This is a genomic window from Cupriavidus pauculus, assembly GCF_008693385.1.
GTDB classification, from domain to species: domain Bacteria; phylum Pseudomonadota; class Gammaproteobacteria; order Burkholderiales; family Burkholderiaceae; genus Cupriavidus; species Cupriavidus pauculus_D.
The window spans coordinates 201,663-225,852 of record NZ_CP044067.1 but is presented as its reverse complement, the minus strand read 5'-3'; the positions used below and the strand labels follow the sequence as shown (position 1 = coordinate 225,852).

Annotated in this window: 18 protein-coding genes; 11 read left to right on the top strand and 7 right to left on the bottom strand. The window is 67.6% G+C overall.

Annotation, left to right across the window (positions count from 1 at the left end):
• Nucleotides 1-12 precede the first annotated feature (12 nt).
• The 4 genes from FOB72_RS19270 to FOB72_RS19255 all read right to left on the bottom strand — a co-directional run bounded on the left by FOB72_RS19270 (nt 13) and on the right by FOB72_RS19255 (nt 4,266).
• Nucleotides 13-1,011, bottom strand: a complete 999-nt coding sequence (locus FOB72_RS19270) for a Bug family tripartite tricarboxylate transporter substrate binding protein (protein WP_150374349.1) — start codon at nt 1,009-1,011, stop codon at nt 13-15.
• A 70-nt stretch (nt 1,012-1,081) separates the two neighbouring features.
• Complete coding sequence (locus FOB72_RS19265) at nt 1,082-2,254, bottom strand: acyl-CoA dehydrogenase family protein (RefSeq protein WP_150374348.1); 1,173 nt, start codon at nt 2,252-2,254, stop codon at nt 1,082-1,084.
• 13 nt (nt 2,255-2,267) lie between these two features.
• On the bottom strand, nt 2,268-3,455 hold the full coding sequence (locus tag FOB72_RS19260; RefSeq protein WP_150374347.1) for a CaiB/BaiF CoA transferase family protein: 1,188 nt from the start codon (nt 3,453-3,455) through the stop codon (nt 2,268-2,270).
• A 22-nt stretch (nt 3,456-3,477) separates the two neighbouring features.
• Complete coding sequence (locus FOB72_RS19255) at nt 3,478-4,266, bottom strand: enoyl-CoA hydratase/isomerase family protein (protein ID WP_150374346.1); 789 nt, start codon at nt 4,264-4,266, stop codon at nt 3,478-3,480.
• Nucleotides 4,267-4,402: 136 nt separating this feature from the next.
• Between FOB72_RS19255 and FOB72_RS19250 the strand changes: the two genes are divergently transcribed.
• From FOB72_RS19250 to FOB72_RS19230, 5 genes are all read left to right on the top strand, one after another.
• Nucleotides 4,403-5,266 carry an IclR family transcriptional regulator gene (locus tag FOB72_RS19250; protein WP_150374345.1) on the top strand — a complete coding sequence of 288 codons (864 nt, stop codon included), beginning with the start codon at nt 4,403-4,405 and terminating at the stop codon, nt 5,264-5,266.
• Between the two features lie 422 nt (nt 5,267-5,688).
• Complete coding sequence (locus FOB72_RS19245) at nt 5,689-7,188, top strand: efflux transporter outer membrane subunit (RefSeq protein WP_150374344.1); 1,500 nt, start codon at nt 5,689-5,691, stop codon at nt 7,186-7,188.
• Nucleotides 7,185-8,405 (top strand): HlyD family efflux transporter periplasmic adaptor subunit, encoded by a 1,221-nt coding sequence (locus FOB72_RS19240; protein ID WP_150374343.1) that lies wholly within the window; start codon nt 7,185-7,187, stop codon nt 8,403-8,405. The genes FOB72_RS19245 and FOB72_RS19240 overlap by 4 nt, the downstream gene beginning before the upstream one ends.
• A 23-nt stretch (nt 8,406-8,428) precedes the next feature.
• A complete protein-coding gene (locus FOB72_RS19235) occupies nt 8,429-9,976 on the top strand; it encodes a DHA2 family efflux MFS transporter permease subunit (RefSeq protein WP_150374342.1) in 1,548 nt (515 codons plus the stop codon).
• Between the two features lie 185 nt (nt 9,977-10,161).
• Nucleotides 10,162-11,865, top strand: a complete 1,704-nt coding sequence (locus FOB72_RS19230) for a hypothetical protein (RefSeq protein WP_150374341.1) — start codon at nt 10,162-10,164, stop codon at nt 11,863-11,865.
• An 11-nt stretch (nt 11,866-11,876) separates the two neighbouring features.
• Here FOB72_RS19230 and FOB72_RS19225 read toward each other — a convergent pair whose 3' ends face one another.
• Complete coding sequence (locus FOB72_RS19225; protein ID WP_150374340.1) at nt 11,877-12,797, bottom strand: VOC family protein; 921 nt, start codon at nt 12,795-12,797, stop codon at nt 11,877-11,879.
• 138 nt (nt 12,798-12,935) lie between these two features.
• On the opposite strand from FOB72_RS19225, the gene FOB72_RS19220 reads away from it, so the two are divergent.
• Together FOB72_RS19220 and FOB72_RS19215 are read left to right on the top strand one after the other, a co-directional pair.
• Nucleotides 12,936-15,842 carry an ATP-binding protein gene (locus FOB72_RS19220; RefSeq protein ID WP_150374339.1) on the top strand — a complete coding sequence of 969 codons (2,907 nt, stop codon included), beginning with the start codon at nt 12,936-12,938 and terminating at the stop codon, nt 15,840-15,842.
• Nucleotides 15,843-15,924: 82 nt separating this feature from the next.
• A complete protein-coding gene (locus tag FOB72_RS19215) occupies nt 15,925-16,353 on the top strand; it encodes an SRPBCC family protein (RefSeq protein WP_150374338.1) in 429 nt (142 codons plus the stop codon).
• Here the strand turns inward: FOB72_RS19215 and FOB72_RS19210 are convergent.
• Complete coding sequence (locus FOB72_RS19210) at nt 16,299-17,042, bottom strand: response regulator transcription factor (protein ID WP_317889554.1); 744 nt, start codon at nt 17,040-17,042, stop codon at nt 16,299-16,301. The two genes, FOB72_RS19215 and FOB72_RS19210, sit on opposite strands and share 55 nt — an antisense overlap.
• Nucleotides 17,043-17,256: 214 nt before the next feature.
• Between FOB72_RS19210 and FOB72_RS19205 the strand changes: the two genes are divergently transcribed.
• The 3 genes from FOB72_RS19205 to FOB72_RS19195 all read left to right on the top strand — a co-directional run bounded on the left by FOB72_RS19205 (nt 17,257) and on the right by FOB72_RS19195 (nt 21,132).
• Nucleotides 17,257-18,276, top strand: a complete 1,020-nt coding sequence (locus FOB72_RS19205) for an aldo/keto reductase (protein WP_150374337.1) — start codon at nt 17,257-17,259, stop codon at nt 18,274-18,276.
• 196 nt (nt 18,277-18,472) lie between these two features.
• Complete coding sequence (locus FOB72_RS19200; RefSeq protein WP_191002340.1) at nt 18,473-19,972, top strand: ATP-binding protein; 1,500 nt, start codon at nt 18,473-18,475, stop codon at nt 19,970-19,972.
• A gap of 29 nt (nt 19,973-20,001) precedes the next feature.
• Entirely contained in the window at nt 20,002-21,132 is a 1,131-nt protein-coding gene (locus FOB72_RS19195; RefSeq protein ID WP_150374335.1) for an oxidoreductase, read from the top strand.
• 6 nt (nt 21,133-21,138) lie between these two features.
• Here the strand turns inward: FOB72_RS19195 and FOB72_RS19190 are convergent, their stop codons facing one another.
• Nucleotides 21,139-21,921: an IclR family transcriptional regulator gene (locus FOB72_RS19190; protein WP_150374334.1), complete on the bottom strand. Its 783-nt coding sequence runs from the start codon at nt 21,919-21,921 to the stop codon at nt 21,139-21,141.
• A gap of 245 nt (nt 21,922-22,166) precedes the next feature.
• Between FOB72_RS19190 and FOB72_RS19185 the strand changes: the two genes are divergently transcribed.
• Nucleotides 22,167-24,188, top strand: coding sequence for a hydantoinase/oxoprolinase family protein (locus FOB72_RS19185; protein ID WP_150374333.1), 2,022 nt, complete (start codon nt 22,167-22,169; stop codon nt 24,186-24,188).
• Nucleotides 24,189-24,190: the final 2 nt, after the last annotated feature.

Here is a 24,190-nt window from a genome sequence, read left to right as displayed (position 1 = left end):
ACACCCCCTTCGTTATTGCAGTTCGAGCTTGGTCACCTGAATCAGCCGCTTCCAGCGCGCGATCTCCTCGGTCTGGTACCTGCGCAGTTCCGCGGGCGTGGAAAGGATCAACTGGTTCGATTGCTGCCGGTAATAGTCCTGCACCTCGGGCGCCGCACCGGCCTTGGCGAACAAGGCAATCACCCGCTGCACCACCGCCGGCGGCGTCTTGACCGGCAGCGCCGCGGCCACCCAGTTGAAGCACTGGAAGTCCGGCACGCCCGCCTCCGCCGAGGTCGGCACGTCGGGCAGCAGCGGCGTCCGGCGCGGCGCCGTATACGCCAGCGCGCGCGCCTTGCCGGCCTTGGCCAGCTCGATCGCGCCCGATGCATCGACCACCGCGAAGTCCACATTGCCCGCGACCACGGCGTTGATGGCATCGCCCGCGCCCTTGTACGGCACGTTGGTGGTCTTCATATTGGCCAGCTCGTTGAGCCATTCGCTATACAACGTATACGACACCGATCCCGATCCGTAATTGAGCGCGCCGGGCTTCTCGTGCGCGGCATCGATCAATGCCTTGAGCGTCGTGTAGCGCGAGTTCTGCGGCACGAGCACGAGGCAAGGACCGCGCGTCAGCAGCGACACGGGTGCGAAATCCTCGATCGGATCGTAGGGCAGCTTGCGAAAGGCCGCGGCATTCGTGGAGAGCGTCGAATTGCTGCCGACGAACACCGTATACCCGTCGGCCGGCGCGCCGAGCACCGTCTGCACGCCGATAAACCCGTTGCCGCCGGGCTTGTTCTCGACGACCACGCCCTGCCCGGTCAGGTCCGTGATCTTCTTCGCGAAGATCCGCGCGGTGGAATCGGTGCCGCTGCCGGGCGGGAACGGCACCACGAAGCGGATGGGCCGCGACGGATAATCGCCGTCGGACGCCGAGGCCGGCGCGGCCGCCCACGGCATGATGAGGGCCAGTGCCAGCGCGGCTGGCTTGCGTACTGCACGAAAAATGCGGGTCAACGTCTGCATGGTGTCGCCTGCCATGTCGGATTGGGAAGGCGCCGCCTGTGCCGGCGGTCGCCATGGAGGGAAGCGGTGCCTACTGCTGCCGCTTGAGCCCCAGCAGATCGCGTGCAATCACCCAGCGGTGCACCTCCGAGGGCCCCTCGTAGATCCGCATCAGCCGCGTCTCGTTCGCCATCATCTGCAACGGCATCTCCTTGGTCATGCCCATCGCGCCGAAGGTCTGCATCGCATGGTCGATCACGTCCCAGGCCATTTCCGTGGCGAAGACCTTGATCATCGATACCTGCGTGCGCGCCTGCTGCCCCGCATCGATGCGTGCGGCCGCGTCATAGGTCATAAGCCTGCACGCATGGATGCGCGTGGCTGCGTCGGCGACCCACCACTGGATGGCCTGCCGCTCGGCCAGCGTACTGCCGAATGTACGACGCTGCGGCGCGTACTCGCAGATCATGTCGAGCGCCCGCTGCGCGCGGCCGATGCACCATGCGGCCATCTGGACGCGGCGCGACGACAGGCGCGTCTGCATCGGTGCGAAACCCTCGCCCTCCACGCCGAGCAACTGGCTGCCCGCGACGCGGCAGTCCTCGAGCACGATCTCGTACGTAGAGTGGCCGCCGATCATCGGGATGCGCCGTTCGATCTTGAACCCGGGCGTGCCGCGCTCGACGATAAAGGCCGAGATCGCTGGCCGCTTGCCCGGAACACGCGCAGTCACGGCCATGACGATGGTCCAGTCGGCCTGCTCAGCGCGGCTGATCCAGATCTTGCGGCCGTTGAGCACCCATCCATCGCCATCGCGCTCCGCGCGCGTGGTCATCATCGCGGGATCGCCGCCCGCGCCGGGCTCCGAGATCGCAATCGCGGACACGGTCTCGCCGCGCGCGTACGGATCCAGATAGCGCTCGCGCTGGGCCGCGTTGGCGGCCTCCAGCAGCATGCGCAGGTTCGGCGTATCGGGCGGCAGCGAGTACGGGACGATCGTGCGGCCCATTTCCTCGTTGACGCCGACCATCGCGACCACGGGGAGGTCCGACCCGCCCATCGATTCGGGCGCGTCGAGCCCCCAGAGGCCCAGTTCGCGCGACATCGCGTCGAGCTTCGCCTTTTCCGCGGGCAACAGCGACAGGTGGCCGCCTTCGGCCTCGCGTGCGAGTACCGCGGGCTCCAGCGGCATCATGTGCTCGCGCACGAAGCGTGCGACGAGGTCCTTCACCATCCGGTGTTCGTGATCGATCTCGAATTGCATGGTGTCTCCGTGGTTATGGCGCGGTCTTGATGCCGGCCGCCGACAGCACTTCTTCCGTATGCTCGCCCAGCGTCGGCGCGTGCCGGCGCAGCGACAGCGGCGTGGCCGAGAACCGCGCGGCGGGACGCATCTCGCGCAGCGGGCCGGCCGTGGGATGCGTCGTTTCCTGAAACAGTCCCACCGCCTGAAGATGCGGGTGCTGCGGCACATCGTCGAGCGCGAGGATCGGGGTCGCGGGGATATCGAGTTCCGCGAACAGCGCGAGCCATTCGGCCGTCGTCCGTTCCACGGTGATCTCGGCCATCTGCGCGTACAACATCCGGATATTGGCGTTCCGCTGCGCGCGGTCCGAAATATCGAACTGATCGAGCAGATGCCCGCGTCCCGCCGACTCGAAGAACGCGCGCCAGTGGCGGTCCGTGTAAGGCAGCGCGCAAATCCAGCCATCGCGCGTGCGGGCGGGACGGCGGCCGCCCTGCAACAGCCGCGCGTATCCCGCTCCGCCCGTGGGCGGCGCGAAGGTAAGCCCGCCGAGGTGCTCGGCCATGATGAAGCTCGCCATCGTCTCGAGCATCGGGACCTCGACCTGCTGGCCTTCGCCGCGACGCTCGCGATGGAGCAGCGCCGCGAGCACGGCGTTGGCGAGGGCCATGCCGACGGTCTTGTCGGCGATCAGGCTCGGCACATACTCGGGCCGCTCGCCCTCGGGCGTGAGCAGCCCCACGAGGCCGCAGGCCGCCTGGATGATGTCGTCGAAGGCGGGCTTGTCGCGATCGGGACCGTCCTGGCCGAAGCCCGTGGCCACGCAATAGACCAGTCGCGGATTGATCGCGGCGGCGGCCGCGTAGCCGAACCCGAGCCGTTCGATGGCCGAGACGCGCATGTTGTGCACGAGCACATCGGCATCGGCGATCAACGCGCGCAGGCCGGCCTTGCCGTCTTCGGTCTTCAGGTCCAGCACGACCGAGCGCTTGTTGCGGTTCAGCGCGAGGTAGATCGAGCTCAGGCCCGGATGCCGCGATACGCCGTTGCTGCGCATCAGGTCGCCCTCCGGCCCCTCGATCTTGATCACATCGGCGCCGAGGTCGCCGAGAATCTGCGTGGCCATCGGTCCGAGTACCACCGATGTCAGGTCCAGCACGCGAATGCCGTCCAGCGGACCGGCGAGCGCGGGCCGGCCGACCCTGTCGTCCTGCTTCATGCGATGTCTCCCTGACGTACGATCAGCGGCGCTGGAAATTGGGTTCGCGCCGCTCGGCCATCGCGGCGACGCCCTCGCGGAAATCCGCGGTGGCAAACTGCACGCGTTGCTCGGCCAGTTCGCGCTGGTTCACCGCGACGATCTGGTCGGCGAGTCCCATGCGCAGCGTCTGGCGCGTGCTTTCGACCGCGAGCGGCGCGGAAAGCGCGATCTCGCCAGCCAGCGCGAGCGCGCGAAAGCGGACTTCGTCCTCAGGCACGAGTTCGTCGGCCAGACCGATGGCCACGGCCTCTTCGCCACCGATGCGGGCGCCGGTATAGAACAGTCGCGCCGCATGCTGCTGGCCGACGAGCCTCGGCAGCGTCACGCTGAGACCGAAACCGGGATGGAAGCCGAGCCGATTGAAATTGGCCGAGAAGCGCGCCTCCTGGCAGGTCACGCGGAAGTCCGCCGCGAGCGCGATGCCGAGGCCCGCGCCGACGGCCGGTCCCTGAATGGCGGCCACGACGGGCTTGCGATTGCGGAACAGCCGCAGTGCCTGCGCATAGAACGGCGCCGGATCCGCATGGACCGCGCCGCGTTCGCTGCCGCTGAAATCGGCGCCCGCGCAAAACGTGCGCAGGCCCGAGGCGAGCACGACCGCGCGGCACTCGTCATCGGCGTCGCAGTCGTCGAACGCATCGGCGAGCGCGCGCATGACGTCGGCATTGACGAAATTGTGCGGCGGGCGTGTGAGTTCGATCAGCGCGACGTGCGCTTCCGTGGCGTGGCGAACCACGGCGTCCGACATGGCATTGGCTTCGGTCGTCATTTGGCGGTTGTCTCCTTGTCTCGTCATGCAAGGCCACACCCGCGTTCCATCCAGCGCGCGGGCCTTGTGGTTTTTCAGTATTCAACAAAGGCCAGCGCGCGCCTACACTGCAATTTCAATGATTGAAATTGGTGCAATGCGCTCGTCCACCGTATCGACGCCGTCGGCCGAAGGCACCTCCAGCCGACGCCGCACGCAGGACACCGGCCGCTTCACGCGCGACAATGCCGGCAGCCAGACGCTCGAACGCGGGCTTCTGCTGCTGCGCGCGTTCCGCGCCGGAACCACCTTCCTCAGCAATGCGGAACTCGCGGCGCGCACGGGCCTGCCGCGGCCGACCGTGAGCCGCCTCACGCATTCGCTCGTCGCCGCGGGCTTTCTGCGCTACGACCTGACCACGCGCGCCTATCGGCTGGCGCCCGTGGTCCTGAGCCTCGCCGATGCGTTCGTGCAATCGACGCCCGTGCCGCGCCAGGCGTTGCTGGCCATGCAGGACCTTGCGGAGGCGGAACGCGTCAACGTCGGCCTGGCCATCGGTGACCAGACCGAAATGGTCTACGTGGTATCGATTCGCCATAGCGGCGACAGCGTTTCCCGCACCCGGCGCGTGGCACCGGGCACACGCGTGCCCATGGACAGCGCCACGATCGGGCTCGCGTGGCTGGCCATGCAGGCACCCGCCGTGCGCGACGAACTGCTCGCGCGCATCGCGGCCCGCGCGGGCGAGCGCTGGGCACGCGAAGGGAGCGGCGTCCTGCGCCGCATCGCGCAGGCGCAGCGGCAGGGGTATTGCGCCGCGCCCTACCAGTACGGTCATCTGGCAGCGGTCGGCACCGCATTCACGGGGATCGACGGGCAGGTCTATGGCCTGAATATCAGCTACCCCCAGCGCACGGGCCATGGCCGCGAGGACAGCCTCCGCTACGGCGGCATGCTGCTGGCCCTCGCCGGCCGCATGGAACTGGCGGCGGTCTCGCTCGCGCCGCAGGCCGCGGTCTAGGGTCTAGGGTCTAGGGTCTAGCACTGCGGGACGCTTCGTCTGCCCATGCGCTATCGCGCGTTGCTCGAGGAAGAGAGACATCGCCCGCGTCCGCCGCCAGCTGCGCGATCTCGTCCCATGCCCAGGCCCGCGATGTCCGACGCGCCGCCAACGGCCGTGGACCTCGGACGCCTGTGCCGGATCGCGCGGGTCTCCCCATAGCACCCTCCGCTGGCCGATCTGCAGGGACGCGACCATCCGCGCGAGCGGTGAGCGCGTCACAAAGACCCCGCCCTCCGACACCTTCGTCGCGTACGGGTCACCGCCCGGCAGCAGGGTCACTCATACCATCGGTCGACCCCGGATACACCACGCGTCAATAGGCGCCGACAATCCCGCCCCCTAGCATTCTGGCTATATCGCAGGAGGGGAATGTCATGCGCATGCCAGATTTCAGGAAGCGTAAGCCGGTGTGGATCGCCAGGGGCGTATTGCTCGTGGTCGTGGCAATGGCCGTGGTGACGGACCTGACCGGTTGCGTCAACTATGCGGGCATCCATGACGACCGGCATATCGCGACGCCCGCGCAGTTCGAGGCCAGGCAGAGCCTGCCCGACGAGCACGGGCGGTGGCCGACCCTCGCGTGGGCGCAACAGTTCGGCGATCCGCAACTGCCGGCGCTGATCGACGAAGCGCTGCGCGGCAGTCCGACCATCGACGCGGCAATGGCGCGCATTGCGAAGGCGCGTGCGTATGTCGGTGAAGCCGATGCCGCGCGATATCCCAATGTCAGCGGCTCATACTCGTGGACGCGCGCGCGGCTCTCGGACAACTCGCTCGTGCCGCCGCCGTACGGCGGATCGTGGCAGAACCTCAACAACGCATTCGCGCACGCGTCGTGGGACCTCGATCTATGGGGCAAGCAGCGCGAAGGCTTCCGGCAGGCCGTGTCGCAGGAAAAAGCGACGGAAGCGGAAGCCGAGGCCGTGCGCATCGCGCTCGCCGCCTCGGTCGCCAGCGCCTACAACCAGCTCGCGCGCCTCTACGCGCTGCATGACATCCAGGCGCGCGAGGTGGGCAACCGGCAGGATATTGGCAACGTGACCGAGCGCCGCGTGCGCGCGGGACTCGACACGGACGTCGAGCGCCAGACCGCCCATGGCGAGACCTCGACCACGCAATCGACGGTCAGCGGACTCGATGGCCAGATCCTGGCCGTGCGCTACCAGCTCGCCGCGTTGCTTGGCGCGGGACCGGATCGCGGTCAGCGGATCGCGCGGCCGACCTTCGCTGGCCTCGATACCGGCACACCCGTCATGACCCTGCCCGACAACCTGCCCGCCGACCTCGTGTCGCGCCGTCCCGATATCGTCGCCGCGTACTGGCAGGTGGATGCCGCGCTGCACGGCGTCAAGGTGACGAAGGCCGAGTTCTACCCCGATATCAACCTGTCGGTCGATGCCGGCCTGAGCGCGCTCGGCTGGGGACGATTCCTGCAGACCTCGTCGCGACAGCTGATCGCGGGCCCCGCCATTCACCTGCCGATCTTCGACGCCGGCGCGTTGCGCTCGCAGCTCAAGGGCAACTACGCCGACGTCGATGCGTCCGTCGCCCACTACGACCGCACGTTGATCGACGCGCTCTCCGACGTGGCGAGCCAGATCGCGCGTATCCGTGCGGCCGACAGGCAGCTCGTCGATGCGCGGCAGGCCCTCGATGCGCAGACCACCGCTTACCGGCTCGCGCTGATTCGCTATCGCGCGGGCCTGATCGAACAACTGACGCTGCTGCGCGCCGACGACAACCGCCTGGCCGCCGAGACCGCCGTCGTGAACCTCGAGATGGATCGTCGCGACATGCAGATCGCATTGATCCACGCGCTCGGCGGGGGCTTCGATAGCCACACGGACAACGATACCCAAGCTCTCAGGAGTGCTCCATGAACGCACCTGCCTCCGCCGCCGACGTCAGCCCGCCGCCGCCCGCGGCCGCCCCCGCCCCCGACGGCAAGACCCGCGCGCGCAAACGCTGGCTCTCCGTCATCGGCGTGATCGTCGTGGCCGCCGGCATCGGTTACGGCGTCTATTACGAACGCGTGGCGCGCTTCCATATCGACACCGACGACGCCTACGTCAACGGCAATATCGTGCCGATCACGCCGCAGATCACGGGCACCGTCATCGCGGTCGATGCCAACAACACGCAGATCGTCGAGAAAGGCAAGCCGCTGGTACGCATCGATCCCGCCGACGCCCGTATCGCGCTGCAAAAGGCCGAGGCGGACCTCGGCCAGACCGTGCGCCGCGTGCATGCGGTCTTCGTCGGCGACGACAAGCTCCGTGCGGACGTCGTGCAGCGGCAGACCGACCTTGCACGCGCGCAGGGCGACCTTCAGCGCCGGCTGGCCACGGGCGCGGCCGGCGCGGTCTCCACCGAGGACATCTCGCACGCGCAGGACGCCGTGGCCACGGCCCGCGCCGCACTGAACGCCGCGCAGCAGGCCCTGCGCGAGAACCGCGCGATGACCGACGATACGTCCGTAGCGCAGCATCCCGACGTGCAGGCCGCCGCCGCGCGCGTCCGCGACGCCTATCTGGCCTACGCGCGCACCACGATGCCCGCGCCCGTCACCGGCTACGTGACGCAGCGCAACGTGCAGGTGGGCCAGCGCGTGGCGCCCGGCACGCCGCTGATGTCGCTGGTCCCGCTCGAACAGGCGTGGGTCGATGCCAATTTCAAGGAATGGCAGCTCCGCAGCATCCGCGTGGGCCAGCCTGCGACCATCACGGCCGATGTCTACGGCGACACGGTCACCTACCACGGCCGCGTGGTCGGCCTCGCCCCCGGCACCGGCTCGGCGCTCGCGTTGCTGCCCGCGCAGAATGCCACCGGCAACTGGATCAAGGTCGTGCAACGCCTGCCGGTCCGCATCGCGATTCCGGTGGAGGAACTGCGCGCCCATCCGCTGCGCGTGGGGCTGTCGATGAATGTCGATATCGATATTCGCGATACCGCCGGCGCGCAGGATGCGAAGGCCGTCGCGCAGACCCGGGCGCTGATGGCGACGTCGTTCGCGGACGACCAGACCGATGTCTTCGCGCGGTACGGCGACGAGGCCGACGCGGAGATCGCGCGCATCGTCGCGGCAAACGCACGCTAAGCACGACAGGCCCGGAGAGTACGATGACCGCCCAGACCGATCTTCCGCCGCTGACCGGCGCCCGCATGGTGCTCGGCTCGCTCGGCATCGGGCTGGCCGGCTTCATGACCGTGCTGGATTCGTCCATCGCCAACGTCGCGATTCCGACCATCTCGGGCAATCTCGGCGTGTCCGTCGATGAAGGGACATGGGTCATCACCGTTTTCGCCGCCGCAAATTCGGTCGCCATTCCGCTGACCGGCTGGCTGACCCAGCGCTTCGGACAGGTCAAGCTGTTCGTGACGTCGATCGTGCTGTTCGTGCTGGCGTCCTTCCTGTGCGGCATCGCACCGTCGCTGCCGCTGCTGCTGGCGGCGCGGGCGCTGCAGGGCGCGGTTGCCGGCCCGCTGATTCCGCTCTCGCAGGCGCTGCTGCTGAGTTCGTGGCCGAAACAAAAAGCGTCGCTTGCGCTGTCGTTGTTCTCGATGATCGTCGTCACGGGCCCGATCGTGGGCCCATCGCTCGGCGGCTGGGTCACCGACAGCTATAGCTGGTCGTGGATCTTCTTTATCAACGTGCCCGTGGGCTTGCTGTCGGCCACGCTGGTCTGGTCGCTGTATCGCAAGCGGGAGACACCGGCGCGCAAGCTGCCTATCGACACCGTGGGGCTCGCGCTGCTGGTCATCTGGGTAGCCGCGCTCCAGATCATGCTCGACAAGGGCAAGGACCTCGACTGGTTCTCGTCCACCACCATCGTGGTACTGACCGTGGTCGCGGTGATCGCGTTCGCGCTGTTCGTGGTATGGGAGCTCACGGACAAGAACCCGATCGTCGATCTGACGCTGTTCAGGCAGCGCAACTTCCTCGGCGGCACGGTGGCCATCTCCATCGCCTATGGCATCTTTTTCGGCACGCTCGTGCTGCTGCCGCAATGGATGCAGGAGTACCTCGGCTACCGCGCGCTCGACTCCGGGCTCGCCACCGCGCCGCTGGGCTTCTTCGCGGTGATCGGCGCGCCGATCATGGGCCGGCTCCTGCCGAAGACCGATGCGCGCGTCATCGGCACGCTCGCGTTCGCCGGCTTTGCCGCGGTGTACTACATGCGCACGAACTTCTACGTGGGCATCGACGAGTGGCACATCATCGTGCCCACGCTGCTGCAGGGCATTCCGATGGCGCTGTTCTTCGCGCCGCTCACGACGATCATCCTCGCGGGCCAGCCGCCCGAGAAGGTGCCTGCCGCCGCGGGCCTGTCGACCTTCGCGCGGATGTTCTTCGGCGGCGTCGGCACGTCCGTGGCCAACGTGCTGTGGAACAACCGGACCATCCTGCATCACCAGGTGCTGACCGAGCAGGCCAGCGCCAACAACCCGGTGTTCACGGGCCAGCTCGATCGCTATCATGCGACGCTGGGGCTGAGCCACGACGCCGGCTATGCGCTGTTCGACCTCACCGTGCAGTCGCAGGCCGCGATGATGGCGCTCAACGATATCTTCTACGGCGCCGCCATCGCGATGATCGTGATCATTCCGCTGATCTGGATCACACGTCCCGCACGCGGAGGCGGAGGCATGTCGGCAGCGGCCCACTGAAGCATGGCTCAACGCCTCGCACATTTTTGTAGCTTGCATGCTCGTCAGCACCGGATTTGCTTAGCCGAAATGCTTCGAAGCCCGGCTTCGCATCGGCACCGATCGCTTCGGTGCGCCCGGCCGCGCGCACCGGCCCTGGCACCTACCCTTGGCGCTCCTATCGCCGAACCAAGAGGTAGTACACCATGCAAAGCATCGAACTGCGGGACCGGTCCCAACTTGCCACGCACGAGGCCGACGCCGGTCTCGTGCCCCCCGAGCGGCAGTCGCCCTCGCCCACATCATCCCGGCGGCGCCGGGCCTCCGCGCAGGTGCCGGCACCACTGGCATCGACCACGCCCGCGCGGACTGCCCCGGTAACCGAAGGCCGCCGCCCGATCGCGCGTGCGCTAAAGGACTATGCCGTGGAGAAGTTCCATCAGGTCGATATCGTCAACGCGCTCGCGCCGCGCCAGGATCGGGCATTCCGGACACAGATCGGCGGCACCGGCGGTGACGACGGCGCCGCGCTTGCCGAGCAGCTACGCGAGCACCTGAACACGATTCGCGACGAGATTCTCGAGGGCCAGGGCACCGAAGGCGGATACCGGTACGACCTCCCCGCTCCCGCCCGCAACCGGCTGCTGCGCGATATCGCCAGTATCGAGGCCGCGCTGAACGGCCTGACCGAGGATAAGAGCAAGGCCGCCAGCATCGGCCTCGTGGCGACACGGCTGGCGCTGACGCCATTGCCGTTGCTGCTGCCATTGCTGTCGCACGAACAGCAACGCAACGGCGTGGCGCTGATCGTCGCCTCGCTGTGCAAGACATGGCTGATCGCGGCGGGGCTGTTCATGAACCCGACGGCCAACGGCCGTGTCGTCGGGCAGCACGTGCTCAATCGCGACCTTGCCAACAGCCTGCAGGCCGTACTGCTGATCGCGAATATCGTCCCGACGAAGCAGGCGGAGGCCGTGTCCGAGAACCTTGCCTACAACCTCGTCGTGGGCGTGGCGGGCTTTGTGGCGCTCATGGCGGCCTTCTACGGCGCGAATGCCGCGAAAGCGCAGCTCGACCGCTATCGTCACGGTGCCGCCACGCCGGGCTCGCTCGGCGCGTTCACGGCCCAGTTGTCGCCGGAATCGCGCGCATTTCTGGAGGACATGGCCACGGGCACGGCGGCGCAATATGGCGCACTGCAACGTGCGCGCGCCGGCTTCAAGGCGAGCGGCCAGCGGCTCACCAACACCGCCGACGGACACGTCAGCCATATCCTCGGCGGATTGCAGAACCTCGAGAACGATATGCTGCGGCTCGCGGGCGTCCCGCAGCCGGCCGCGCGGGCCAGCCGCAACGAGGACAAGGTCGGCAAGGGCATCATGTTCGGGATCAGCGCGGCGGTCCTGTTCGCGCCGATCATCCCCGTCACGGGCGCCGGCATCAAGCCGAAGCTGGAAACCATCCCGCTCGTCGATCTGCTGATCGACTATGCATTCACGATGTTCCATATGGGCGCCATCCTCCGCAACCCGGGGGCGAGCGTGCAGGAATCGCACGATGCGTTCTCGCAGTGGGTCGGCTTCAGCGGCGTGATGGCGTTCTGCTATGGCACGAATGCCGCGCTCAACGATCCCATCGCGAAGGACGACAAGGCGTGGGGCAAGTTCATCACGGGTCTGTCGATCGCGAATACGACGGTGGCGACGCCGCTCGGGACCACGATGGCCGATGCGGTATCGCTGGTGTTCCGGCTGTTGAGCCGCGGCGACCGCGACGGCGCGGGCCGGCAGCTCGCGGAGATCGGCGAAGCGATCATGGCGGCGCCGGCTCATGCGCCAGCCGAGGCGCCGACGCAAGAACCGGCCCGCATCGTCGAGGTCACGGACCCCGACGACGCGGGCCACGCGTAGGCGCGTGGCGATCAGGTCCGATCGCCCACCGCGCGGCGGCGCGTCTCGTACGCGCTGCCGAACGTCTGCCTGGCGCGACCGAGCACCTGCACGAACTCGAGCTGTTCGCCCTCGGGGCCCTTGCAGTAGATCAGCGACCAGCCGTCGGACGGCCCTTCCGTGATGCGATTCGTATTGGTATCGACGGGCAGCGCGAGGCGCTCCTGATCGGTCCGCGCGGTCACGATGCGGTTCGCCTTTACATTGGTCATGCCACGGCGCGCGGACTCGGCTTCCAGGTCGTGCACGAACTGGTTGAAATCCACATCGTCGCGAATATAGAAGCAGATGTGCATCGAACGCGGGTACGCCGGGCTCGTCAGGTTGTGCGGCGGCGCATAGCTGTCGCCGGTCCCCTGCGGCTGATCGCGGTCGCGATACTGCAACAGCTCCAGCACCACGTTGTCGAACTGGACGAACCGCACATCCAGCCGCTGGGCACCGCTGCGAAGATCGGGCACGCCGATCGCGCGCGGATTCACGTGCTCCTGCCGCGCGCGAATCTCCTCGGTCAGCAGCAGCGTGTTCTGGATCTTCTCCCCGCTGAAATTGCCATCGCGCAGGATCTCGGTGCCGCCGAGCACCTGGGTGTAGAACTCGAACGCGCGATCCATGTTCTGGACCGTCAGCCCGAAGTGCTGGACACCGCGCAGCCGGGCGCCGAGGGACGCCGCGGCACCCGCGCGTGATGCCGATGGTGCCGATGGTGCCGATGGTGCCGATGGAGACGACTGTGCCATGGCCGTCGTCGGGGCTGCCGCCAGCGCGCCCGCAATGCCGCCCACGGAAGCGAGGCCCGCGGCCATCAGCAGGTCGCGCCGTCCGGCGTTGGGCAGCGCGCGCGCCGCGTCGTTGACGAGCTTGTCGCTGCGATCGATATTATCCTCAGACATGTTTTCTCCCACATTAGTAGAAATCGATGCTATCGGCTACGGCAGTGGACTTCTCGTTAAGCGTAGTCAAATCCGGTGAACCCCTAAGCGGGTGAGGTATCCGCTATCATCGCGGCTTCTTCGGTTTGAAGAGACAAGGTGACTGAAGCGCAGACGACTCCTCCAGAAGGTTCGGCCAACGCGGACGGCAATGGGTTCGGGTTCGGACGCTTTCGCCTGATTCCGGGCCGGCAGCTGTTGCTCGACGGGGAGACCCCGGTCCGCATCGGCGGGCGCGCGCTCGAGATTCTGGCGGCGCTGGTCGAACGGCCCGGCGATCTCGTCAGCAAGGCAGAGCTCATGGCGCGCGCGTGGCCGAACACGGTCGTCGAGGACAGCAATCTCAAGGTCCACATGGCGGCGCTGCGGCGCGCGCTGGGCGACGGCCAGCCGGGGCAGCGCTATATCGCGACCGTGATCGGCCGCGGTTATCGCTTCGTGGCGCCCGTGTCCTCCACGACCTCCTCGTTGCAACCGGCGGAACTCGCGTCACCGCCGCACAACCTGCCCGCGCTGACCACGCGCGTCATCGGTCGCGGCGACGCAATCGACACGCTGCTGTCACAACTGCGGGAGCGGCGGTTCGTCACCGTCGTGGGCCCGGGCGGGATCGGCAAGACCACGGTCGCGCTCGCCGTGGCGGACGCCGTCATTGCCGGCAGCGCGCGCGAAGTGCCGTCCGAGGTTCGATTCGTCGACCTCGCGCCGTTGTCCGACAGCCACTTCGTGGGCGGCACCATCGCGGCCGCGCTCGGTCTTTCGGTACAGGGCAGCGATGCGCTGCCCGCCGTTGTCGCCTGCCTGCGCGAGCGGCCCATGCTCATCGTGCTCGACAGCTGCGAACATGTGATCGATGCCGCCGCGGCGTTCGCCGAGCAGATCGTCTCGGGCGCGCCCGACGTGCGCATCCTGGCCACGAGCCGCGAATCGCTGCGTGTGCGCGGCGAGGTCATCTACCGCCTGGCGCCGCTCGACCTGCCGCCGGACTCGGCGACGCTCACGGCCAGGGAAGCGCTGGCGTCTCCCGCCGTGCAGCTGTTCGTCGAACGCGCAGCCGAATGCGTGGATGGATTCGAACTGCGCGATGCCGATGCGCCGGTCGTCGCCGAGATCTGCCGCAAGCTCGACGGCATCGCGCTGGCCATCGAACTGGCGGCCACGCGCCTGGACGCGTTCAGCATCCACGACCTGTCGATCCTGCTCGAGGACCGGCTGCGGCTGCTGTACCAGGACCGCCGCGGCACGCTGCCGCGCCATCGCACGCTGGCCGCCGCGCTCGACTGGAGCTACGAATACCTGCCGGTCCGCGAGCAGACGCTGCTGCGGCGCCTTTCGGTCTGCATCGGCCCCTTTACGCGCGAAACGGCTGCCGCGCTCGGGGCACTCGATGGCGAGCCCCCCGAAGTCGTCGAAGCCATGGCGAACCTCGTCGCCAAGTCCCTGCTCGTGGCCGATGTGACGGGCCATTTCGTGTACTACCGCCTGCTCGACACCACGCGGGCCTACGGCCAGCACAAGCTGATCGCGCTCGGCGAGTACGCACATTGCGTGCGCCGGCATGCGGAGCATCATCGCGACCTGCTTACCCGCGCCGCGGCGGAATGGGAAGCGCGCCCCACTGCCGCATGGCTGGCGGATTACGGCGGCAAGATCGACGACGTGCGCGCGGCGCTGCGCTGGGCGTTCTCCCCTGCCGGAGATGTCGAGCTCGGCATTTCGCTCACGGTGGCGGCCATTCCGCTGTGGATGCATCTGGCGCTGTTCGAGGAATGCCGGCAGGCCGTCGAGGGCGCGCTGGCCGTCGCGGCCGAGCGTGCCAGCGACGGCACGCAGGATCGCCGCGACGAAATGAAGCTCAATGCGGCACTGGGCGCGGCACTGCTCTATGCGCAGGGCCCGACCGTGCAGACCGGCCGTGTCTGGAGCCGCGCGCTCGCGCTCGCGGAGCAGCTTAGCGATGGCGAATACCAGTTGCGCGCGTTGTGGGGACTGTCGGTCTATCACACGTACATCGGCGAACATCGCATCGCGCTGGACCTGGCCGCGCGGTTCCGCGAGGTGGCCGCCGGCCAGGGAGATCGCGCCGCGCAGCTCAGCATCGATCGCATGAGCGCCACGGCGCTGCGCTATCTTGGCGAACAGGATCAGGCGCGACGCTATCTGGACCGCATGCTCGGGCAGTACGTGTCGCCCGTGCATCGCTCGCATATTGCACGCTTCCAGCTCGACCAGCGCGCCGCCGCGCTCGGTACGCTGTCCAGTGTGCAGTGGCTGCAGGGCTTTCCCGACCAGGCGATGGCGTCCGCGCACCGCGCCCTCGACGACGCGCGCGGCACGCACCATGCGCTGTCCGTCTCCAACGCGCTGGTCAATGCCGTGTGCCCGATCGCGCTGCTCGTCGGCGATATCGAGACCGCGCGGCACGCGCATGCCATGCTGGCGCAGCATCTCGCGCGCCAGCCCGTCACGTTCTGGAACGCCTTGTCTACCGTCGTCGACGGCATGCTGCGCCTGCGCCAGCACGATTTCACGGGGATTTGCGTCATGCGCGGGGGACTCGATGCGCTCGAGAGCAGCGGCTTCCGGCTACGCTATCCCGCCTATCTGGGCGTGCTGGCCGACGGCATGGGCGCGGCCGGGCAGTTCACGGAGGCCCACGCCGCGATCGACGAGGCGCTGTCGTGGTCCGCGCGCACCGGCGAACGCTGGTGCCTGCCTGAGCTCCTGCGCATCAAGGGCGGGCTGATCCGCGAGGGCGATGGCGATCTCGAGGCGGCGGCCGCGCATCTTCGGCAGGCCGTGGATCTTGCGCGCCACCAACGTGCCTTGTCGTGGGAATTGCGCGCCGCCTTCGATCTCGCAAAGCTATTGGCCGCCCGGAATCGCGCGGCGGAGGCGCTTGCGCTGCTCGCGCCCGTGCAGGCAAAGTTCACCGAGGGCTTTCGTACCGCGGACTACCTCGCCGCGCGCGCATTGCTGGCGACCATGCACCTTCACCACGTTTAACCAGCCTTAACGCACGCCCGCGCGCCGAACGTGCAAAAGTGTCAGAGGCACCGACCCCTTTCACTTTTATCGGAGACCCGCCATGGCGCAGGCATCTGCCAGTATCGATCTCGCGGTGCCGCCCGGCGAGGTATGGGGCCTGATCGGCGGATTCGATTCGCTGCCCGACTGGCTGCCCTATATCCCCAAGAGCGAACTCGACGACGGCGGCCGCGTGCGCCGGCTCGCCAACCCGAACGGCGATCCGATCGTCGAGCGGCTGATGTCGTTCGACGAGGCCGGGCGCAGCTACAGCTATGCGATTCTCGAGGCGCCGTTTCCCGTGACCGGCTATCTGTCCACGCTGCGCGTGGTGGAACGCGACGGCGGCCACGCCTGCCGCGTCGAATGGTCGGGGCAATTCACGCCGGACCCGGGCGTCGGCAACGAGGAGGCTTCGCAGCTGTTCCGCGGCATCTACGAAGACGGCCTGAAGGCGCTGGCCGACGCGTACGCGGCAAAGCGCTCCTGAACCACCTCGCGCTCTTCTTCGACCGGCTCTGGCACACCGATATCGAGAAGATCGACCATGCGCACGAGCTCCGCGAACGATGCCGCCTGCATCTTGCGCATGGCCTGGCTGCGATGCATCTTGACCGTCGCCTCGCTGATGCCGATGCGCTCGGCTACCTGCTTGTTGAGCAGCCCGTGCGTCGCCAGGACCATGACCTCGCGCTCGCGCGGCGTCAGCGAATCGAATCGCGCGCGGAGGCTCGCCGTATGACAGATCGACCGATAGCGCTCGCGATCGACATCGAGGCCACGATAGACCGCGTCGAGCAGGTCCTGGTCGCGAAACGGCTTGGCGATGAAATCGATGGCGCCCTCCTTCATCGCGGCAACGCCCATCGTGAAGTCCGCGTAGCCAGAGATGAAGACGATCGGCAGCGCGCGTTCCGTGCGCGCGAGCTTCGTCTGCAGCGACAGGCCGCTGAGGCCCCGCAGGCGAACGTCCAGGACCATGCAGGCGGGGCTTTCGGGCGGCGTCACGGCCAGGGCTTCCTCGGCGGACGCGAACAGCTGGTACCGCAAGCCGACCGACCGCAGCAGGTTCGACAGCGCGATGCGCACGCCCGCATCGTCATCGACGATCAGCACGGTCGCATCGTCGATGGACATGACGTCGAGGGAAGGATGGCTCGCCAAGGCTGGACTTTTCACGGGGGACCCCTCTGTCTATTCCATCGATACGGCCATACTAGGCCGATACCGCGGGGCGATGCGTGAATGCGGGGTTAATCGTCGTGAAGTGGGCGCAACAGGAATGTGGTTGAGACCGAAGGCGACTCAACTCATCCACATTCCGTCTTGGACAGGCTTAAGTCCGCCACCTAGACTGCCCTTCATCCACTTCTTTTCGAGAAACGAGATCATCATGAGCATCCGCGACACACTGGCCGGCCACGTGCTCGGCTTCGGCACCGCCCCGCTGGGCAACATGTTCCGCGCCATTCCCGAGGCAGAGGCGAAAGCCACCGTCGAGGCGGCCTGGAACCAGGGCGTCCGTTACTTCGATACGGCACCGTTCTACGGCGCCGGCCTCGCCGAGATTCGCCTGGGCGAAGTGCTCGATCAGTACAAGCGCGACGAGTACGTGCTCAGCACGAAGGTCGGCCGCATCATCCTCGACGAGGTAGAGGATGCCAGCGCGCGCTCGCTGGGCGAGAAGAGCGGCGTATTCGCCGCGGGCCGCCCGAACAAGATCGTCAACGACTACTCGGCAGACGCCACGCTGCGGTCGATCGAGGACAGCCTCGAGCGCATGAAGACCGATCGGCTCGATATCGTCTGGATTCACGATATTGCACAGGATTTCTATGGCGACGAATGGCTCTCGTACTTCGAAGCCGCGCGCAAGGGTGCGTTCCGCGCGCTGACCCGTCTGCGCGACGAAGGCGTCATCAAGGGCTGGGGCCTCGGCGTGAACAAGGTCGAGCCCATCGAACTGACGCTCGATCTGGGCGAGGCACAGCCCGACGGCTTCCTGCTCGCGGGCCGCTACTCGCTGCTCGACCACGAACGGGCGCTGCAGCGCGTGATGCCCAAGGCGGCCGAGCGCCAGACCGAGATTGTCGTCGGCGGTCCGTACAGCTCGGGCATCCTGGCGGGTGGCGCGCACTTCGAATACCAGAAGGCGCCGGCCGACATCATCGCCAAGGTGGAACGCATCAAGTCCGTGGCCCAGCGCCACGGCGTGAGCGTGAAGGCCGCCGCGCTGCAGTTCGCGCTGGCCAATCCGGCGGTCGCCGCGGTGATCCCCGGTGCCAGCAAGCCCGAACGCATCGCCGAGGACGTGGCCGCGCTGGCCGAGGTCATTCCGGCCGACTTCTGGCGCGAACTGCGCGCGGAGCGGCTGGTCGCCGCGAACGCGCCGCTGCCGATCGATCGCGGCTGATTGGCTCCGATCCGCGCAGCAAGTGCGCGAGGCGGCGGGAACAGCGGGCCAGAGGCGGAGACATCGAGAAGGATTTACCTCGATTTACCCGACTTAACCGCAGACGAGCGACCGGTCCGGTAAAACGGATTACATGCACTCGTCACACGAAGCCGCCTCGCCCTCAGCTGACTCGCGGTCGCGAGAGACTCCCATCATGAGCGACATTTTCGTATTCGGGCCCTATCGACTCTACCCGCAGGCACGTGTGCTGCAACGCGACGGCACGGACGTCCAGCTGGGTAGCCGCGCGTTCGACATGCTCGTCGCGATGGTCGATCGCGCCGGCGATGTCCTGTCGCACCGGGACCTGATGGCAATTGCCTGGCCGGATCTGGTCGTCGAGGATTCCAACGTGCGCGTGCAGATGGCCAATCTGCGGCGCAAGCTCGGTTGCGGCAGTGAAGGGGTGCGCTATATCGCGAGTATCGCGGGGCGGGGTTACTGCTTTGTCGCGCCCTTGCAATGCTTTGCCGCCGAGAAATCGCTGTCGCCCCTCCGGCGCGTCGGCGTGCCGCGCCCGCTTCCGCCGCCGCTCGAGCGCGCGCTCGGCCGCGGCGAGCAGATCGTCGAGCTTTCCGACATGATTGCCAGCCGTGGCTTCGTCACGGTCGTGGGGCCCGGCGGTGTGGGAAAGACCACGCTGTCCGTGCTCGTCGCGCATGCGATGCATCAGTACGCGGACGCGACGTGCTTCGTCGATCTCGGCATGGTCGAGCATGGCGTGCTCGTGCTCGATCATGTGATCGCAGCGGTGGGGTTGCATGTGACGGGGGGCAATCGGCTAGACGTCAATCGGCTAGACGAATTGCTGGCGTTCCTGGCCGAGCGGCGGATGCTGATCGTCCTCGACAACTGCGAGCATCTGATCGAATCGGTGGCATCGCTGGTCGAACAGCTGGTCGCGCACGCGCCCCATACCCGCCTGCTCGTTACGAGCCGCGAAGCCTTGCGCGTGCATGGCGAGTCGGTCTATCTGCTGCGCCCGCTGGGGTCGCCGCCGCATACGGGGCGACTGACGGCACGGCAGGCACTCGCGTGGCCGGCGGTGCAGCTGTTCATGGAACGCGCCCAGGAAGGCGGACATCATCCGCCGCTGAGCAACGAGCACGCGGCGGTGGTCGCGGGCATCTGCCGGCGGCTCGACGGTAACCCGCTCGCCATCGAACTCGTGGCCAGCCGGGTTGGGCGGTACGGCATCCAGGGCGTGGCGGACCTGCTCGGCAACCAGCTTGCGCTGCGCTGGCGGGGCCGGCGCGACGCGGCGCCGCGGCACCGGACGGTGGAGGCGATGCTCGACTGGAGCTGCAACCTGCTGCCGGCGCGGGACCGAATGGTGTTGTACCGGCTGAGCGTATTCACGGGCGAGTTCTCGCTCGACGCGGCGGTAGCGGTCGCGGCGGATGACCTGTGCACCACCGCGGAGGCCGCGGAATCGATCGGCGACCTGATCGACAAGTCGCTGGTCGCCGTCAATACGGTGGACGGTCGGACGCGGCTGCGGCTGCTGGACACGACGCGCACCTATGCGGCGATGCGGCTCGCCGAGGCGACCCGCACGAACGAGACGATCGCCGCCGCGCAACCCGTGCTCGCGATCGCACCGCCGCTGTTGCCGGGCCTGCAGCGGCTGATGGCGAGCCCGCTGCCGTCCTAGCAGTGCGTGAGAGGGCCGGAGGAGGCGCCGTGCTTCGCCCCGTCCTGTTCGAGCCTGTGCGTATCGGCACACTCGATCTTGCCAACCGCATCGCGATCGCGCCCATATGCCAGTATGCGGCCGAGGATGGATGCATGAACGACTGGCACCTGATCCAGCTGGGTCAGCTCGCGCTGTCGGGCGCGGCCTTGCTGACGATCGAGACCACCGCCGTGCTGCCCGAGGGCCGCACGAGCCATGCCGACGTCGGCCTCTGGAACGTGCAGAACGAAGCCGCGATGGGCCTGACGATCGAAAGCATCCGTCGCTGGTCGGACATGCCGCTCGCGGTGCAGCTGAGCCATGCCGGGCGCCGCGCCTCGGTGGAAGTGCCGTCACGCGGCGGCGCGCAGATGCCGCCCGGGGACGGGCACGGCTGGCAGACCCGCGCCCCGTCGGCACTGGCGCGCCGACAGGGCGATATCTCTCCGCGCGCGCTCGACCGCCGCGACATCAAGCGTATACGCGACGGCTTTACGGCCGCCGCGCGGCGCGCCGCGAACATCGATATCGACGCGATCCAGCTGCAGGCGGCCAGCGGCCACCTGCTTCACCAGTTCCTGTCGCCGCTCTCCAATCAGCGCACCGACGAATACGGCGGCTCGCTTGCCAACCGCATGCGCTTTCCGCTCGAAGTACTGGATGCGATTCGCGACGAAGTGTGCGTGATGTCGGCGGAGCGATGCACGGTCACGGTACGCATGCCCGCGACGGACTGGCTCGACGGCGGCTGGGATCTCGCACAGGCCACGGCATTCGCCCACGAACTCGCGCGGCATGGCTGCGATGCGATCCATATCGCCGGAGGCGGACTGCTCGACGATGCAGGCATCCCGGCGGCCCCCGGCTATCAGGTGCCGTTCGCGCGCGCGCTTCGCCACGAGACAGGCGTGCCCGTCATCGCGGCGGGCTGGATCATGGGCTTCGAGCAGGCCGAGGCGATCGTGTGCAATGGCGACGCGGACGTGATCGCGATCGGCCACGCGATCATCGAGAATCCGCAGTGGCCGCGGCATGCCGCGTTGCGGTTGTGCGGCCCGGCGCCCGGCGAGACGATGCCCTCGCCTGGCGCGCCGTGGGCGCAATGGCGCCCGCGCGCCATGCCGCACGAGTGGGAATGACGCGCCTCAGTGCGCGCGCACGGCATTCGTGATGGCGCCCGCGCATTCGCGCACCATCGGCCCGAGCTTGCCCAGCACTTCGTCGGCGGTCCACCGGCTTCCCGGCGCCACGACATGCACAGCCGCCACCGCGCGTCCGTCCTTGTTGTAGACGGGCGCGCCAACATTGAGATGTCCGATGTAGTACTCCTCGAAGTTGATCGAGTACCCACGCGCCCGGCCTTCGACGACCGCCTTGAAGATCTGCTCGCGATCGAGGTTCGTGTGCGACGTCAGCGGCTTGATATCCATCTCGCGCAGCAGCGCGTGGATCTCCGCATCGGGCAGTCCCGCCAGATAGGCGCGCCCCGCCGCCGTGCAATACATCGGCATGCGGCTACCGATGGCCTGATGCGCGACGATCGGCTTGCGGCTCGTAAACGAGGCCACGTAGACCATGTTGAGCCCGCACGGCTCGGTAAGCGACACCGTCTCGTCGCAGTTGCTGTTCATCGCGGACAGGAACGGATTGGCGCTGTCGATCAGCGTATTGGAGGCGACGTAGTTGCAGCCGATCTCCATGACCTTGTTCGCCAGCTCGTAGCGCCGCGTATGCGGGTCCTTGGTGACGTAGCCCAGCGCCTCCAGCGTGAACACGATGCGCTGCGCGGAACTGCGCGTAATGCCGACCGTTTCCGCGATCTGCCCCAGGCTCATATGCCGGTTGCGGGCGCCAAAGGCCGCCAGCACGGCGAGGCCCTTCTCGACCGACTGGTTGAACATCGGCGAATCCTTCTGATCGCTGTCCATGTGGCAACCCTTTTTCCGTAACAAATTAATCGATATGCGAACGCACATAAGCGTTTACCGAACGCCGACTTCTTCGTAGACTTTCCGTAATCGCTGCACAGACATAGTATATCGCATAGCGATTAACGTGACGCACTTTTTTGTGCAAGCGCACCAGAACGGCGCCGTTATCCGCACCAAAGTCGCACCAAGACAACGGCGACCGTTCGCACCGTCAATCGATCCGAAAGGAATGAGGAAACGCAATGAAAGTCGGAGTGGAAGTGGGAGGAACGTTCACGGATCTCGTCGCCCATAGCGGCGGCCAGGTTCGTGTCATCAAGGTGCCCAGCACGCCTTCGTCGCCGGACATCGGCGTCGTCAATGCGTTGCGCGCCGCGGGCATCGACTTTTCGCAGATCGAGGACTTCGCGCACGGCTCCACCGTGGCGACGAATGCCGTCCTCGAACGCAAGGGCGGCAAGGTGGCGTTCGTCGCCACCGAGGGATTCCGCGACATTCTCTTCTTGCAGCGTCACGATCGCCGTCAGATCTATGACCTGTTCTACAAGAAGCCCGCGCCGCCGCTGCCGCGCCGTGCCTGCTTCGAAGCGCACGAACGCATCCTGACCGATGGCTCCGTCGAGCGCGCCCTCGACGAGCGCCGCTTCCGCCTCGAGGTGCTGCCGCTGCTCGAAGCCGGCGCCTACGACGCGGTGGCCATCTGCCTGCTCAACGCCTACCGCAACCCCGATCATGAGCTGCGCCTCGCGCAGCTGATCCGCGACGCGCTGCCGGGCATCGTCGTGACCTGCTCGCACCAGGTCGCCTGCGAATTCCGCGAATACGAACGCGCCAGCACGGCCACGCTGTCGGCCTTCGTGCAGCCCGTCATCGCGGGCTACCTGGGCCGCCTGACGGAGACGCTGACGCGCGAAGGGTTCCGCGGCCGCTTCTCGGTCATGCAGTCCAACGGCGGCCGCCTGCCGGCCGAGGCCATGCGCGAGAACGCGATCAGCGCCCTCTTCTCCGGCCCCGCCGCCGGCGTGGTCGGCGCGGTGCGCCAGGTCGTGCGTTCCGGCCACCGCAATATCATCACGTTCGACATGGGCGGCACAAGCTCCGACGTGTGCCTCGTGCAGGACGGCAAGCCGACGCTGGCTCCGGAAACCGAGATCGACGGCCTGCCCGTGCGCACGCCCGTACTCGATATCGTGTCGGTGGGCGCCGGTGGCGGCAGCCTGATCTGGATCGACGACGGCGGCATGCTGCGCGTGGGCCCGGAAAGCGCCGGCGCGCAGCCTGGCCCAGCCTGCTACGGCAAGGGCGGCACGCAGCCGACGATCACCGATGCGCACGTCGTGCTCGGCACCGTGCGGCCGGAAGCGTTCCTCGGCGGCCAGATGTCGCTCGACGTGGCCGCCGCGCACCGCGCATTCGATGCGCTGGCCGCGCACTTCAAGCTGCCCGTGGAAGCCGTGGCCTATAACGCCGTGCGCCTGTCCAATGCGAACATCGTCCGCGCGATCCAGCTGGTCTCGACCGAGCGCGGCCGCGACCCGCGCGACTACGTGCTCGTGCCGTTCGGTGGCGCCGGTCCGATGCAGGCCGCGCAGATCGCCGAGGAACTCGGTATCGACACCGTGGTGGCACCGCCGAACCCCGGCGTGACCTCGGCCCACGGCCTGCTCGCCTCCGACTTCATCAAGTACGAGACGACGACGCACCGCGTGCAGGTCAGCGACGACACCTGCGGCGAGCTCCGCACGCGCTTTGCCGCGATGAAGCAGGACCTCGAGGCGCAGTTCCAGCGTATGTCGTTCGACCAGCCGCTGACGTTCGGCTACACGCTCGAGATGCGTTACGTGGGCCAGGCCTTCGAAGTGCCGCTGGAGCTGGACGCCGACGCGCTGGCGAAACTCGACCGCGCCGGCCTCGAGGCCGCGTTCATCGACGCGCATCACCGTATCTATTTCCATAGCGACAAGTCGGGCCGCCCGATGGAAGTGGTCGCGCTGCGCGTAGGCGCCACGCTCGCCGCACCGCCGCTGGCCGCCACCTCGCAGAACACGGGCAGCGCCACGGCCGCCGCGGGCGAACCGGCGCTGTACGACGGCAACGCCTGGGCACCGTGCGCGCGCCGCACCGTGACGGGCCTCGCCACGACCAACCAGTCGGTGCAGGGCCCCGCCGTGCTCGAGGACTACACCACGACGGTGCTCGTGCCCGCCGGCTGGAAAGCCGCCGTCGATTCGCAATCCAACCTGATTCTCTCCAAGGAGGCCTGAGC